The 15,300-nt window shown below is 31.9% G+C and carries 13 protein-coding genes; 9 read left to right on the top strand and 4 right to left on the bottom strand.

What is annotated here, in order from left to right:
- Positions 1–21: 21 nt before the first annotated feature.
- Both HM985_RS15225 and HM985_RS15230 read right to left on the bottom strand, forming a co-directional pair.
- Positions 22–654, bottom strand: a complete 633-nt coding sequence (locus HM985_RS15225) for an SDR family oxidoreductase (protein ID WP_179377075.1) — start codon at positions 652–654, stop codon at positions 22–24.
- A 21-nt stretch (positions 655–675) separates the two neighbouring features.
- Positions 676–831, bottom strand: a complete 156-nt coding sequence (locus HM985_RS15230; RefSeq protein ID WP_179377076.1) for a YqaE/Pmp3 family membrane protein — start codon at positions 829–831, stop codon at positions 676–678.
- A gap of 186 nt (positions 832–1,017) precedes the next feature.
- Here HM985_RS15230 and HM985_RS15235 point away from each other — a divergent pair, with 186 nt between their 5' ends.
- The gene (locus HM985_RS15235) at positions 1,018–1,728 is read left to right on the top strand and encodes a membrane or secreted protein (RefSeq protein WP_179377077.1); all 711 of its coding nucleotides are present in this window, start codon (positions 1,018–1,020) and stop codon (positions 1,726–1,728) included.
- Positions 1,729–1,745: 17 nt separating this feature from the next.
- On the opposite strand, the gene HM985_RS15240 is transcribed toward HM985_RS15235, so the two are convergent.
- Entirely contained in the window at positions 1,746–2,990 is a 1,245-nt protein-coding gene (locus HM985_RS15240) for a peroxiredoxin family protein (protein WP_179377078.1), read from the bottom strand.
- A 306-nt stretch (positions 2,991–3,296) separates the two neighbouring features.
- Between HM985_RS15240 and pheT the strand changes: the two genes are divergently transcribed.
- From pheT to ribB, 8 genes are all read left to right on the top strand, one after another.
- A complete protein-coding gene (gene pheT / locus HM985_RS15245) occupies positions 3,297–5,723 on the top strand; it encodes a phenylalanine--tRNA ligase subunit beta (protein ID WP_179377079.1) in 2,427 nt (808 codons plus the stop codon).
- A gap of 194 nt (positions 5,724–5,917) precedes the next feature.
- Entirely contained in the window at positions 5,918–6,418 is a 501-nt protein-coding gene (gene tpx / locus HM985_RS15250; protein ID WP_179377080.1) for a thiol peroxidase, read from the top strand.
- A 7-nt stretch (positions 6,419–6,425) separates the two neighbouring features.
- Positions 6,426–6,794, top strand: coding sequence for a diacylglycerol kinase family protein (locus HM985_RS15255; RefSeq protein ID WP_179377081.1), 369 nt, complete (start codon positions 6,426–6,428; stop codon positions 6,792–6,794).
- Between the two features lie 111 nt (positions 6,795–6,905).
- Positions 6,906–7,682, top strand: coding sequence for a M15 family metallopeptidase (locus HM985_RS15260; protein WP_179377082.1), 777 nt, complete (start codon positions 6,906–6,908; stop codon positions 7,680–7,682).
- A gap of 46 nt (positions 7,683–7,728) precedes the next feature.
- On the top strand, positions 7,729–10,188 hold the full coding sequence (locus HM985_RS15265; RefSeq protein WP_179377083.1) for an FtsK/SpoIIIE family DNA translocase: 2,460 nt from the start codon (positions 7,729–7,731) through the stop codon (positions 10,186–10,188).
- Positions 10,189–10,225: 37 nt separating this feature from the next.
- Entirely contained in the window at positions 10,226–10,867 is a 642-nt protein-coding gene (locus tag HM985_RS15270) for a LolA family protein (RefSeq protein ID WP_179377084.1), read from the top strand.
- A 21-nt stretch (positions 10,868–10,888) separates the two neighbouring features.
- Complete coding sequence (locus HM985_RS15275; RefSeq protein WP_179377085.1) at positions 10,889–12,904, top strand: LptF/LptG family permease; 2,016 nt, start codon at positions 10,889–10,891, stop codon at positions 12,902–12,904.
- Between the two features lie 33 nt (positions 12,905–12,937).
- Positions 12,938–14,086 (top strand): 3,4-dihydroxy-2-butanone-4-phosphate synthase, encoded by a 1,149-nt coding sequence (gene ribB, locus HM985_RS15280; RefSeq protein WP_179377086.1) that lies wholly within the window; start codon positions 12,938–12,940, stop codon positions 14,084–14,086.
- Here the strand turns inward: ribB and HM985_RS15285 are convergent.
- On the bottom strand, positions 14,083–15,276 hold the full coding sequence (locus tag HM985_RS15285) for a DegT/DnrJ/EryC1/StrS family aminotransferase (protein ID WP_179377087.1): 1,194 nt from the start codon (positions 15,274–15,276) through the stop codon (positions 14,083–14,085). The two genes, ribB and HM985_RS15285, sit on opposite strands and share 4 nt — an antisense overlap.
- Positions 15,277–15,300 lie beyond the last annotated feature (24 nt).

Below are 15,300 nucleotides of genomic sequence, written 5' to 3' on the forward strand. Positions count from 1 at the left end.
GATAGATGTTTATTTTTTGTTTTAATGAGACAAACTACTTATCGCTTCCTCAATAATAGTATCACCCTCTAAAATTTCAAAAGTAGTATTATAGGGTGCATCATCATTTAATACACTTACCAAAGTTCTAGCAACATCAGCTCTACTGATCTCACCTTGTTTGTTAAATTTCTTACTCAATTCTATTAGACCTTTACCTTCATTATTATTTAAAGTCCCTGGTCTTACTATTGAATATTTAAGTCCACTCTCCTTGAGATGCTCATCAGCGTTTTGCTTTGCTTTTAGATAATCTTGTAATTCTTCTGAAGCTTCCGGATTATCAGCCCCCATTGAGCTTAACATTACAAATCGATTTACATTAGCCATTTTTGAGACCGCTATTAAGCGCTTTGCTCCTTCCTGGTCTACTTCCAATACGTTTTTTCCACCAGAGCCAGCTGCAAATATAACCTTATCAACACCTTTTATAGCACCCGTAAGATCCTCAGTTAAATCTGCTAATACTGTTTTTACACCATCATCCTCAAATTGTTTTTGTTGTTCTTTTTTCCTCACCATTGCAATGGGATTAAAATACTGTGAAGATTTCAGTAAATTAACAACTTGTTTTCCTGTGGTACCGTTGGCACCAGCTACTAATATATTTTCCATTCTTTTCTTTTTTTATTTCTCCTATTTACTATTTACATAAAGTGCATAAATAACCCCTGGCAGCCATCCTACAATTGTCAGTACAATACTAATTAAGAATTCTGTTCCTAATCCGTGTTTTAAAAACACGGCCAATGGTGGTAATATAATTGATAAGGCTATAGTGAGTAATGACATAGTTTTTGTTTTTTGGTTCTCTACAAAATTAAACCTAACACCTCGAACAACTTGACTTGTTTGATATCTATGTTAGCGCATATTAAAAATAGAATAGGCTACATCTAACATTCAAGTTGAATAAAAAATATCTTAATTTCTAAGTTGAAATAATATTCCGTATATTATATTTTTAAATATAGAGCAATGAAAAAAATATTTGGACTCTTAATCGTTTTATGCCTTTCAGTCAACATTTATGCACAAAATATAGTTGGTGCTTGGGAGAATTTTTCAATTTCTGAAAGCGGAGAAAAACATAAAAGCGTCAAAATTTTTACAGATCATTATCAAGTACTAACAACTTATAATGCCACAACAGGTGCTTTTATCTACTCAAAAGGTGGCTTATGGACATTAGAAAAAGATACTATAACTGAAATTATAGAATTTGACACCAAAAATTCTAACTTGGTTGGAACTGAGATTAGCTATAAAATAAATATTACAGATAATGCAATTAAAATTATTGACAAAAATATAAAAATCAATAAAATAGATGATGGTACCCCTGGGGAATTACAGGGAGCTTGGCTAATGTCTGGCAGGATTAAAGATGGAAAAACCCAATCACGGGATATTGACACCCCAAGAAAAACCATGAAAATACTGTCTGGCACGCGTTTTCAATGGATTGCTTACAACACGGAGACAAAACAATTTATGGGAACTGGAGGCGGAACATACACTACCCTAAATGGTGAATACACAGAAAATATTGAATTCTTCTCTAAAGACGATTCTAAAACAGGGCGTAGTTTAAACTTTAACTATGAGTTTATTGATGGCAACTGGCATCACACAGGCTATTCTAGCAAAGGAGACCCTATTCATGAAATATGGAGCATTACAAAATAATTTAAAAGCAGACTACTCTATTCGGCTAACAATTGAGCAACAAACCCTTCAAATTCATCTTTAAATTCTACATATTTTTCACCTGTTGCAGGGCCATTAAATCCTGTATGAATCTTTCTTACTTTACCTTTCTTATCTATATAGATTGATGTTGGGTAAGATAGTACATGATTTAACATCGGTAATTTCTCTTGTGCCTTCTTTTTATCTGAACTCCCATATTGTGCCAATAGAATTGGATAATCAATACCTAGTCTATCTATTAATCGATCTATATTATTAAAAGCAAACTCTTTTGTTTTAGCATACTCAAATGCTAATCCTACAAACTCAATACCTTCGTTCTTATTATTCTTATAAAATTCGGCATAATATTTACTTTCATCTAAACAATTAGGACACCAACTCCCCATAATCTGTACAATTACAACTTTATCTTTAAAACGATCATCACTTAAAGATATCGCCTCACCTGATGCATTGGGAAATGTAAAATCAATACTATCATACCCTTCTTTTAAAAAAGTTAGATTATCAGCCTCTTCTAATTCATATGTTTCATTTCGCTTTGCTATAAAAGACTCTTTCCAATGATTACCAGAATAAAACACTCCTTCTAAAGTAGAGTCTGTTACTGTTGCTATGAATAAAAATGCATGTGAGCCATCAAAAGCAGAAAGTTTCATTTCGTCTCCATCCATAACGCCTTCTAAAAAACGATAATCACCAGTAGTTGTTCTAAAAGTTCCTGTTACAACACCCCTATCTTGCTTAAAAATACCTTTAGCGATATAAGAATCATCTCCTTTACCTGGACTAAAAACAGTTTCCCAAACACCTGAAACATTTTCTAATGGTTTTTCTGAAACTTCAAATCTTTTTTCAGCTCCCAATTTAGCCGAGAATGTAACTGATCGCTCTAAACTTTCAATAATAAAATTCCCTTTAAGCATATCTCCTTCAAGCTTAGCTTTAATATAACCTTCAAAAACTGGTAATTTTATAACAACAGAATCATTTCTATATTCAATCTCATCAACATTTATAACTTCCTCTGCATTAAACACTTTTAAGAATCTAGCTGACTCAACTTCAAAATTAAAAGGTAGCAATTCACCATCTTTCACTTCTAAAACAGCTCTATACATTCCGTTTTTCAAGATGTTTTTTACTTTAGACTCTGCATCTAAACCATTAGATTTTGTTTTATCTTTACAAGACACTAGTGTTAAAACTACTAAACAGATAATGATAGATCGCATAAATATTTTAAGATTTTAGAGTGATTAAGAATACCTTTATTTTTCAAGTAAGCAACGTTGCTAAAATACTTATAAATGACTACCTCTACAATTCGCAAGGTCAATAAATAATATTAATCAGAAATAAAAGCTATTTATACAACTTAGTGTTCACTATTATTAAATCATAAAACTCAATTAACGAGCACTTTTAATAGAACTCTGACATCATTAAAAAATTATCTTCATATTTAAATAATTTTTTAGAAAGGATATTTCGTAACGCAACAACTATTATTATCTTTGTAGCCTGATTAAAATCAACATATGAAGATTTCATACAACTGGCTAAAGCAGTTTATAAAGACCGATTGGAACGCTGAAAAAACAGGCGAATTATTAACTGATCTGGGATTAGAAATAGAAGGTATTGACACCTACGAGTCTGTAAAAGGCGGTTTAAAAGGTATTGTTGTCGGCGAAGTTTTAACTTGCGAACAACACCCTAACGCTGACAGATTAAAGATAACTACGGTTAATATCGATGGAGAAAACCCAATACAGATTGTTTGTGGTGCCCCTAATGTCGCTGCTGGACAAAAAGTTCCTGTGGCAACAATTGGTACTACATTATATACTGCCGAAGGTGAAGCTTGGACCATTAAAAAAGGTAAAATTAGAGGAGAAGAAAGTCATGGAATGATTTGCGCTGAAGACGAATTAGGTCTAGGTGAATCTCACGATGGCATCATGGTTTTAGATCCTAATGTAAAAGTAGGAACACTTGCTGCAGATCTTTTTAAGGTTGAAAGTGATGAGATTTTCGAAATTGGATTAACACCAAACCGTGCGGATGCCATGAGTCATTATGGTGTTGCTAGAGATTTAAAAGCCGGATTATTACAAAAAGAAGTTTCATTAGAACTTATAACTCCTTCTGTTAGTTCTTATCATGTTGATGCTAGAGCTTTTAAAGTCGATGTTCATGTTCACGATTACGAAAAAGCACCACGTTACTGTGGTGTAACTATTTCAGGTATAAAAGTTAAAGCTTCACCTGCTTGGTTGCAACATCGTTTAAAATCTATTGGCTTATCTCCTATTAATAACGTTGTAGATATTACAAACTATGTCTTACACGAATTAGGACAGCCTTTACATGCTTTTGACGGAGATCGAATCTCAGGAAGTAAAATTGAAGTTAAAACGTGCGAAGCAGGAACTAAATTTACAACTTTAGATGGTGTTGAACGTGAATTACACGAAGATGATTTAATGATCTGTGACGACAGAAAACCAATGTGTATTGCAGGTGTTTTTGGCGGCATTGATTCTGGCGTAACAGAACATACATCTCGTATTTTCTTAGAAAGCGCATATTTTAATCCCGTCAGTGTTCGTAAAACAGCTAAGCGTCATGGTTTAAATACCGATTCTTCATTTAGATTTGAAAGAGGAATTGATCCTAACCTTACTGAATATGCTTTAAAACGCGCTGCTTTATTAATTACTGAAATTGCAGGTGGTGAAATTACAAGTGATATATTAGACACATACCCAAAAAAAATAAAAGACTTTGAGGTAAGATTAAGTTTTGACCATGCACAGAAATTAATTGGAGAACGTATTCCTGAAGAAACTATAAAAAGTATCTTAACCTCTTTAGATATAAAAGTAAACAACGTTACTGAAGCCGGCTTAGGATTAACCGTACCGGCATTTAGAAACGATGTACAACGTGAAGCCGATATTATTGAAGAAATCCTTAGAGTTTATGGATACAATAATATTGCTACAACCACAAAATTGAATGCTTCAATTTCTAATTCATCTCGTTTTGAAGATTACAAACTTCAAAATGTTATTGGAAATCAATTAGCATCACAGGGCTTTTTTGAAATTATGGCCAATTCACTAACAACGCCTAAATACATAGAGCTAAGTGAAGATTTAGATGAGGCACATAATATTAAAATGCTTAATCCTTTAAGTAATGATCTTGAAGTGATGCGTCAATCCTTGTTATTTTCAGGATTAGAAGCTGTAGCACATAACATTAATAGAAAACGTGAAGACTTAAAGCTTTTTGAATTTGGTAAAACATACCATCAGTTTTCAGAAGAACGAGAAGAACACAAGCATTTATCAATATTTGTAACAGGAAATAAAACAGAAGCACGTTGGAATACTGCAGCAACACCGAGTGATTTCTTTTATTTAAAAGGAACTATTGAAGTAATTTTAGAGCGCTTAGGCATTACGCGCTTAAAATCTGCACCAACAGATTCAGATGTATTAAGTGAAGGCATGACGCTTTCATTAGGAAAAACTAAACTTGTAACTTTCGGGTTGGTTAAAAAATCAGTATTAAAACACTTCGGTATTTCTCAGAATGTGTTGTTTGCTGATTTTAATTGGGATAATGTTATAGAGGTTGCTAAACATAATAAAGTGAAGTATAGTCCTATTTCTAAATACCCATCAACAAGACGAGATTTTGCACTACTTTTAGATAACAAAGTAACGTTTTTAGACATACACACCATTGCGAAGCAAACCGAAAAACAATTACTACAAAGTATTAATTTATTTGATGTTTATGAAGGCAAAAACTTACCTAAAGGCAAAAAAAGTTATGCTGTAAGTTTTATTTTCCAAGATGAACATAAAACATTAAACGATAAACAGATTGATAAAATCATGTCTAAACTACAATCTAATTTTGAAAGTAAGCTAGGCGCTGAATTACGATAATAATCACTAATTATTATCAAAAAGCCCTTAACCAAATATGATTAAGGGCTTTTTTTATTTCATTGAAAATTATCAAATTATAGACTCTTACCATAACTCTGTTTCAGAATGCTTAATAATTCTAAATATTATCCTTTATTTAATATAATTCAATTATAAAGTTCCTATTTTTAACAAAATTAAAAATAAAAATCATGTCAAACATAACATTAGGAGGAAACCCTATAGAGACCATTGGAGAATTACCTAAAGTTGGTAATAAAGCACCAAATTTCACATTAACAGCAACTGATTTGTCTGCAAAATCTTTATCAGATTACTCAGGAAGTCGTGTTGTTTTAAACATTTTTCCTAGCATAGATACAGGTACTTGCGCGCAATCTGTTAGAACATTTAACGAAAAAGCAAGTGAATTAGAAAACACTAAAGTATTATGTATTTCTAAAGATTTACCATTTGCATTAGCTCGTTTTTGTGGGGCTGAAGGTTTAGAAAATGTAGAAAGTCTTTCGGATTTTAAAACAGGTGATTTTGGTAAAGATTATGGTATAACTTTTAAAACAGGACCGTTAGTTCCATTATTATCGCGTTGTATTGTTGTTTTAGATACTGACGGAACAATTTTACATACCGAGCAAGTTGCCGAAATTAAAGATGAGCCTAATTACGAAACTGCATTAGCAAGTTTAGCATAATTACTCAATGCCGAAAAAAGAACCGTTTATAATTAATAGAATTAAGAGTTTTGGCTTTGCTTTTAAAGGTATGATTATACTTTTTAAAACAGAAGCAAGTATTAAAGTACAACTCACTATAGCTATTGCTGTGACCATTGCGGGTTTCTATTTTGAAATCTCGAAAACAGAATGGATGGCCCAAGTTATTATGATTGGTTTGGTATTAAGTATTGAAGGTGTAAACACAGCTGTTGAAGCGATTGCCGATTTTATTCACCCAGATTATCACGAAAAAATCGGATTAATAAAAGATGTCGCTGCAGGAGCTGTTTTTATTGCCGCTATTTCTGCATTAATTATAGCTGGAATTATTTATATTCCTAAGTTCTTATAAGTGTATTATTTTTCAAATTTAATATGCGTTTCCATAAGAAATTGAATAGGATAAACGTTTCATATTTGTATTTTTGCCTCAATCAAATTTATCAAAACCTAGAGCTTCAAAATGAAAATATTATTTGCAACACTTATTATTATTCTCACCTTATTGAGTTGCAATCTAAAAGATAAAAAGAAGCAAACTGAAACTATTTTAAAAACGGAAATAGCAGTATCAAAACCGATTGAGAAACTGCAAATCAGTATTACAAAAAATCTAGTTTTAGGTAAGTTTGATTACAAAACCGATACGACTTTTACAAAAGTTGATAATCAATACACAGCAAAAACACTATACCTTAATAAAGAAGTATATAGCGCTTTTCTTAAAATGCAGAACGCTGCAAAAAAAGACAATATTAGTCTCATTATTCTATCTGGAACAAGAAATTTTGATGAACAAAAAGCTATTTGGGAACGTAAATGGAATAAATACTCTAACCTAGCACCTTTACAACGTGCAAAGATGATATTAGAATACAGCTCTATGCCTAGTTCTTCTCGTCACCATTGGGGAACAGATTTAGACTTAAATAATTTAAGTAATTCGTATTTTAGCACTGAGAAAGGAAAAGCAATATATGATTGGTTAGTAGAAAATGCTAATGATTATGGTTTTTACCAAGTTTATACTCACAAAGGTAATGGACGAACAGGTTATAATCTTGAAAAATGGCATTGGTCTTATTTACCTTTAGCCAAACCATATCTAGATTATTACAATTCTAACGTTACACTTAAAGATATAGAAGGCTTTAAAGGTTTTGAAAAAGCTGAAGATGTAGATATTATAAATATTTATGTTAATGGTATTTCAAACAAAGCAAAAGCATACGAATCATAAATTTCCTAGAAATAGGAACTAGCTACCGAAAAAAATTCGGCTTATAATGGCAAAAAAAACAACAAGAAAGAAAACTACAACTAAAGCTCCTCCAAAGAGCAAAGCTAAACCAAGGTTTAAAAAGCCTTCGTTAACGTTAACCAATCAGCAAAAATTGATTTTTGGTAGTTTCCTTATTATAATTGGTATTCTTCTTTTTATCTCTTTTCTCTCATTTATATTTACAGGAAAAGAAGATCAAAGTGTACTTCAAAATTTCCCTGAACGTTCTAACGATTATAAGAATTGGGCAAGTCAATTAGGTGCTTGGGTGAGTGAATTTTTTATTACAAAAGGTTTTGGTTTGCCTTCATTTATATTTTCTGGATTATTATTTCTTTCAGGTATATATGTTACGATAAACATGGACAAATCGAGGTTAAGAAAACATTGGATTTGGGGCACACTAACGGTTATTTGGCTATCTATTCTATTAGGTTTTTTTACTCATAAATATGATTTTTTAGGAGGAACTATCGGTTTCGAAATGAACGAGTATCTTCAAGATTACATTGGTAAAGCAGGTGTTATTCTTTTATTGCTATTTGGTTTTATTGCTTATTTAGCGATAAGATTTAAAGTTACAGGCGAATCAATTATAAACAGTTTTAAAAACGCAAAAACATCTATTAAGGAAGACTTAAGTTCAGAGGAATCAATCAAAAAACCTTCTGTAGTTATAGATAATAGTTTAACTGAAGAAGCTGAATCTATAAAATCTGCTTTCGATATTCCGAAAGAGAATACGGAGCCTACAATAACTAATTATTCAAAACCAGAACCGAAAGTTGAACCGAAAAAGGATCCTATTGCCGAAGGTTTAAAAATGGAAGTAACTGAAAAGCCTAAAGAGGAAACAATTGAAGAAGCTATTGAGGTTCCTGAGCTAAAAATAGAAGTTGAAGAGGTTGAAGAAGAAAAATCAGAATCAGATAATCTAGCGGATAAATTAGTTGAAGATTTTGGTCAATTTGATCCGACTTTAGAATTAGGAAAGTACCAATTCCCTACTCTAGATTTATTAAAGAAGTACGACAACGAAGGCATTTCTATAGATCAAGAAGAACTAGAAGAAAATAAAAATAAAATTGTTGAAACCTTAAACAATTATAAAATTGGTATTGCAAGTATAAAAGCAACAATAGGACCTACAGTTACACTTTATGAAATTGTACCAGATGCAGGAATTCGTATTTCAAAAATTAAAAATTTAGAAGACGATATTGCTTTATCTCTAGCAGCATTAGGTATTCGTATAATTGCACCAATCCCAGGAAAAGGAACAATTGGTATTGAGGTTCCGAATAAAAATTCGACCATAGTATCGATGCGTTCTGTTATTGCTTCTCAGAAATTTCAAAAATCTGAAATGCATTTACCAATTGCTTTCGGAAAAACCATTAGTAATGAAACCTTTGTGGTTGATTTAGCTAAAATGCCACACTTACTTATGGCTGGCGCAACAGGCCAGGGAAAATCTGTTGGTTTAAATGCTGTTTTAACTTCATTATTATACAAAAAACATCCTGCTGAAGTAAAGTTTGTTCTTGTAGATCCTAAAAAAGTAGAATTAACACTTTTCAATAAGATAGAACGCCATTATTTAGCCAAGTTACCAGATAGTGAAGACGCTATTATTACAGATAATACTAAGGTTATAAACACCTTAAATTCGCTTTGTATTGAAATGGATAACCGCTACGAAATGCTTAAAAATGCATTTTGTAGAAATATTGCAGAATACAATACTAAATTTAAAGCTAGAAAATTAAATCCTAATGATGGTCACGCATTTTTGCCTTACATTGTTTTAGTCGTCGATGAGTTTGCAGATTTAATAATGACAGCTGGTAAAGAAGTAGAAACACCAATTGCAAGATTGGCACAATTAGCTCGGGCTATCGGTATACATTTAATTGTAGCTACACAACGTCCATCTGTAAATGTAATTACAGGTATTATTAAAGCCAATTTTCCTGCGCGTATAGCATTTAGAGTAACTAGTAAAATTGATTCGCGAACAATTTTAGATGGCTCAGGTGCAGACCAATTAATTGGTCGTGGAGACATGCTTTATACACAAGGTAACGAACTCATCCGTATTCAATGTGCGTTTGTAGACACTCCTGAAGTTGAAAAAATAACAGAATTTATCGGTTCTCAAAAAGCTTATCCAGATGCTCATTTACTGCCAGAGTATGTTGGCGAAGAAGGTGGCATAAATCTTGATATAGATATTTCAGATAGAGATAAATTATTTAGAGATGCTGCAGAACTTATAGTTACAGCACAACAAGGTTCCGCTTCTTTGTTACAACGAAAATTAAAATTAGGTTATAATAGAGCTGGTAGAATTATTGACCAATTAGAAGCCGCAGGTATTGTTGGCAATTTTGAAGGCAGTAAAGCACGCCAAGTATTAGTACCAGATTTAGTTGCTCTAGATCAATTATTAGAAAACGAATAATAAATTAAGATTTTAAAAGATTAAAAGAAAAAAACGAATGAAGAATTTAATTATTATCGCATGTATTGCTTTAGGATTTAACGCTTTTGCTCAAAACGATGCTAAAGCTGAAGCCATGTTAAAAGACGTAAATACTAAAATTAAAAGCTACAAAAACATCAGTTTAGATTTTAAATACGAATTAAATAACACCAGTGAAAATATTAAGCAAGAAACCCGTGGAGATGTCGTTCTTGAAGGTGATAAATACAAACTTAATATTTTAGGTATTACGCGTGTTTTTGATGGTAAAACGTTATATACTATTAGTCCTGAAGACGAAGAAGTAACCGTTTCTTCAGACAATACTGAAGATGACAGTACTATAACACCGAGTAAAATGCTATCATTCTACGAAGATGGTTATACTTACAAAATGGATATTTTACAAACTGTTAAAGGGAGAAAAATTCAATATATTAAATTGAGTCCTATGGATACTAATTCTGAAATAAAGCACATTTTATTAGGAATTGATGCCACAACAAAACATATTTACAATTTAATTGAAGTTGGTAAAAATGGAACTAAAACAACCTTAACTGTTAATTCTTTTAAAACCGACCAACCAATTTCAAAAACCTTATTTACATTTGATAAAAGTAAATACAGTAATTACTTTATCAATAAAATAGATTAAGGTTAAATTAAATTATACGCTGTGAAAATATTAGATAGGTACATACTTATCACATTCTTAAAGACGTTTTTTAGCGTCTTTATTATATTCATGTTCATCTTCATCTTACAAGGTGTTTGGCTCTATATAGCTGAGCTTGCGGGTAAAGATTTAGATGTCATGGTGACCGCCAAATTCATCTTATACTACATGCCAAAGCTGATTCCTTTGGTAGTACCCTTAACGGTTTTATTATCTTCAATCATGGTATTCGGTAATTTTGCTGAAAACTATGAATTTGCTGCGATGAAATCTACAGGTATTTCGTTGCAACGCGCCATGCGAAGTTTAAGTATATTTATTGTAGCCTTAGGTATTGGCTGCTTCTTTTTTGCGAACAATGTGATTCCTTGGGGTGAATATAACTTTTATAATTTAAGACGAAATATTGCCAAAATGAAACCCGCTTTAGCAATTGCGGAAGGTCAGTTCAATGAAATTGGAAACATTAATATAAAAGTTGATTCAAAATCTGGTGATCGAGGTCAATTCCTTAAAGGTGTTGTTATACATGAAAAAAGCAATACACGGTCAGGAAATTATAAAGTTATTATTTCAGAGAAAGGTGAATTAAAAAGTAGTCCAGACTCTAGTATTCTTCAACTAGAGCTAGAAAACGGTCATTATTATGAAGAAATCATTAATAAAGACGTCAGGAAAAACCAGAATAAGCCACATGTCAAAAGTTATTTTAAAACATACATTACTAATGTAGATTTAGAAATTCTAAATTCTGATGACCTTGATGAAAAAAATCACACCGACAGATATAACATGTTAAATGTTAATCAATTAAGCTCTGTTATTGACACGTTAGAACAAAAACAAAATAACGATTACAAAGCTTTAGCTACTACACTATTTAATAGAAGTACCTTTTCTTCACTAAATATTAATATTGACACTAGGAGACCAATAGACTCAACCACTAGTGATTCTATCGCAGAGCCTGACGTGTCTAAATTAACGGTATTAGATTATTATAATACAGCTCAGCAAATTCAAATTCTCAACTTAGCTGTAAATTCATCCAATAGTGCCCAACAAATATTAGATTCTAACACAAAAAACTTAGCCACAAAACAAATTTTTCTAAACAAGCATATTATTGCACTGCAAGATAAATTTGTATTAGCCTTTGCTTGTATAATTTTATTCTTCGTTGGTGCACCTTTAGGAGCGTTAATACGTAAAGGCGGACTTGGCTTACCGATGATTATTGCAATTGTATTATTCTTAACTTATCATTTCTTTGGTATTTTCTCTAAAAATAGTGCAGAGAAAGGAAGTTTTAACCCTATAATTGGTTCTTGGCTATCTACTGCTGTAATGTTACCTTTAAGTATCTATTTGACTACACGCGCTACAAATGATAAAGGTGTCTTTCAATTTGGTATGCTTTTATTGCCTTTTAAACGTTTATTTAATACAGAACAAAAACTTCAACTTTCAGAAAGTGACACAAAAACTTATAATTTTTATTCAAAATATTCAATTGAAGAACTAATTGAGATTATAAAGGAGCAAGATGATTTAGACTTAAATAAAAAACCTAAGGAGATTGCGCTTCGTAGTTTATTAGATAGGAAAATACCTTTTGAAGGTTTAAAATCAGAAGGTTTAGAAATTTCAGATGCACTTATTGAAGCTCGATCATTACTTAAAGATTATAAGGATTATTCAAAAACAACTTTAATTAGTTACTGTATTGCCATTCTATTATTTGTATTACATTTTGTCTTCAACAACAATAAACTTTTACAATTTGGAGAATCTGCTTTAACTTTAAGTATTATAGCATTCATCTTTTTTCTAATTTATGTTAGTGTTAATGCTATTGTCTATACTAAATTTTATAAAAAAATAGCCTTAAAAGTGAAGCCAATTAATCCTTTATTATTGATTTTAACGCTTCCTATTTATCCTATAAAATATATCATTGTACGCAGTAGAATTTCTCAAGACTTTTTCTTAAGCTCTCTTCAAAACATAAAATAAGCGTATCTTTACATTGATTAAAAAAACAAGATCATGACTACCAAAACTGTGAATACAAAATTGACTTTAAATACCATTGAAGAAGCAATTGAAGACATCAAACAAGGCAAGGTTATAATTGTCGTTGATGATGAAAACAGAGAAAATGAAGGTGATTTTTTAGCTGCTGCCGAGAAGGTAACACCCGAAATGATAAACTTTATGGCAACTCATGGACGTGGTTTAATCTGTACACCACTTACTGAAAAACGTTGTGAAGATTTAGAACTTTCAACAATGGTAAGAAATAATACAGACCCTATGGAAACTGCGTTTACCGTTTCTGTTGATTTAAGAGGTAATGGTGTAACAACTGGGATATCTGCTTCTGATAGATCTAAAACAGTAAAGGCTTTAGTTGACCCAGATACAAAACCATTTGAATTAGGAAGACCAGGCCATATATTTCCTTTAATTGCTAAAGAAGGTGGTGTATTAAGGCGTACAGGACACACTGAAGCTGCAATTGATTTTGCAAGATTAGCTGGTTTTGAACCTGCTGGAGTGATTGTAGAAATCATGAATGAAGACGGCACAATGGCAAGACTTCCTCAATTGATGAAAGTTGCAGAGAAATTTGACATTAAAATTGTTTCTATTGAAGATTTAGTGGCTTACCGTATGGAGTACGATTCTTTAATTGAAAAGAAAGAAGACTTTAATATCGAAACAAGATTTGGTAAATTTAGATTGAGAGCTTATCAACAAACTACAAATGACCAAGTTCATATTGCGTTAACTAAAGGCACATGGAAATCCGATGAGCCAATCCTTACGCGTGTAAATAATACATTAGTAAATAGCGATATATTAGGTTCTTTAACTAATAATCCTGACCAAAAGTTAGATGACATGTTTAAAGTTATCAATGACCAAGGACGAGGAGCTGTAATTTTTATAAATCAACAACCAGAATCTATTAATTTACTAACTAGGCTTTCTATTTTAAGAGATAATCAAGTTGAGGGAGAATTAACAAAGGCTCCAAGTTTAGGAATGGATACTAAAGACTTTGGTATAGGTGCACAGATTTTACATGATCTTAAAATCGGTAAACTTGTATTAATATCTAACAGTCTCCAAACCAAACGTGTTGGTATGATTGGTTATGGCTTGGAGATTGTAGAATATGTTGAATATTAAATATTTGCTTTAATAATTTTAGCCATTTTTTCTGCACGTTGTTTAACTTCATCCTCTGACCAAGAGAGTTTAATTAAACAAGAAATATTACGACCAATATAATGATCAGATTGCTCAAAAGTCTTTGTTTTAAGGTATTCTAAACCACCTTTTACTTCATTTGAAATAGGAAATAAAGACTTTTGATCCTTTAAATGTTTCCATTCTTTTATATAATGCCAATTGTTTTGGTAATAATTCCAGCAGGCATCGACACCACCATCTTTAAATCCTGCAATAACTTTTTGCGCTGATTCTAAATTTGGTAAAAAGAAATTTAAAAAAGCATAACTTTCTTCACCTCCTTTAGGAACCCTTCTAAAAGTAACACCAGGAACTCTAGCAATAGCATTTCGTAACACATTATAGTTCTTTTTCTGAATTGCTATAAACTCTGGCAAACGCCTTACTTGCGCCAAACCTACAGCTGCATGCAATTCTGAGATTCTGAAGTTATAACCTAAAAAAGGATGTGTTTCTGCACCTCTATCATTACCCATATGATCATGTCCATGATCGCTATAATGATCTGCATTTATATAATATTCTTTTTTATTTGTTATCACTGCTCCACCTTCACCACAAGTTATCGTTTTTACAAAGTCGAAAGAAAAACAGCCTAAATCAGCAATACTTCCTAAAGGTTTGCCATTATAAGTACCACCAATAGCTTGACAAGCATCTTCTATAAATAACAGATTATGTGTATTACATATCGCTTGTAAAGCATCCATATCTCCCATACTACCGCACATCTGAACAACCATAACAGCTTTTGTTTTTGCAGTAATAGCTGCTTCAACAGCTTTTGGATCCAAGGTTAAAGTATCATCTATATCAACTAAAACAGGAATTGCCCCTAACATCATTATCGCTTCAAAACTAGCTACGAAAGTAAATGTTGGCATAATTACTTCATCACCTGCACCTACACCTGCAGATGCTAAAGCTACTGATACAGCAGCTGTTCCACTAGATACTAATTGTACATGATTAGATTTAAAGGTATTACTTAACTCACCTTCAAGTTCTTTAGCTTTCCAATGGCCATTTCGCATACCATCAAAACCATAACGCATTAAGACCCCATTGTCTAATACATCATTAACTTCTTTACGTTCTAAATCACTGAATAATTCAAATCCTGGCATATAAATATTTTTTTTGTTTTTAGA

The organism is Winogradskyella wichelsiae (assembly GCF_013403925.1).
GTDB lineage: Bacteria > Bacteroidota > Bacteroidia > Flavobacteriales > Flavobacteriaceae > Winogradskyella > Winogradskyella wichelsiae.

Bases quoted from the DNA above. Each gene is read 5' to 3' on its own strand.
- HM985_RS15230 (WP_179377076.1), bottom strand. From the start codon at position 831: ATGTCATTACTCACTATAGCCTTATCAATTATATTACCACCATTGGCC.
- HM985_RS15240 (WP_179377078.1), bottom strand. From the start codon at position 2,990: ATGCGATCTATCATTATCTGTTTAGTAGTTTTAACACTAGTGTCTTGT.
- HM985_RS15225 (WP_179377075.1), bottom strand. From the start codon at position 654: ATGGAAAATATATTAGTAGCTGGTGCCAACGGTACCACAGGAAAACAA.
- ribB (WP_179377086.1), top strand. From the start codon at position 12,938: ATGACTACCAAAACTGTGAATACAAAATTGACTTTAAATACCATTGAA.
- HM985_RS15270 (WP_179377084.1), top strand. From the start codon at position 10,226: ATGAAGAATTTAATTATTATCGCATGTATTGCTTTAGGATTTAACGCT.
- tpx (WP_179377080.1), top strand. From the start codon at position 5,918: ATGTCAAACATAACATTAGGAGGAAACCCTATAGAGACCATTGGAGAA.
- pheT (WP_179377079.1), top strand. From the start codon at position 3,297: ATGAAGATTTCATACAACTGGCTAAAGCAGTTTATAAAGACCGATTGG.
- HM985_RS15285 (WP_179377087.1), bottom strand. From the start codon at position 15,276: ATGCCAGGATTTGAATTATTCAGTGATTTAGAACGTAAAGAAGTTAAT.
- HM985_RS15265 (WP_179377083.1), top strand. From the start codon at position 7,729: ATGGCAAAAAAAACAACAAGAAAGAAAACTACAACTAAAGCTCCTCCA.
- HM985_RS15255 (WP_179377081.1), top strand. From the start codon at position 6,426: ATGCCGAAAAAAGAACCGTTTATAATTAATAGAATTAAGAGTTTTGGC.
- HM985_RS15235 (WP_179377077.1), top strand. From the start codon at position 1,018: ATGAAAAAAATATTTGGACTCTTAATCGTTTTATGCCTTTCAGTCAAC.
- HM985_RS15260 (WP_179377082.1), top strand. From the start codon at position 6,906: ATGAAAATATTATTTGCAACACTTATTATTATTCTCACCTTATTGAGT.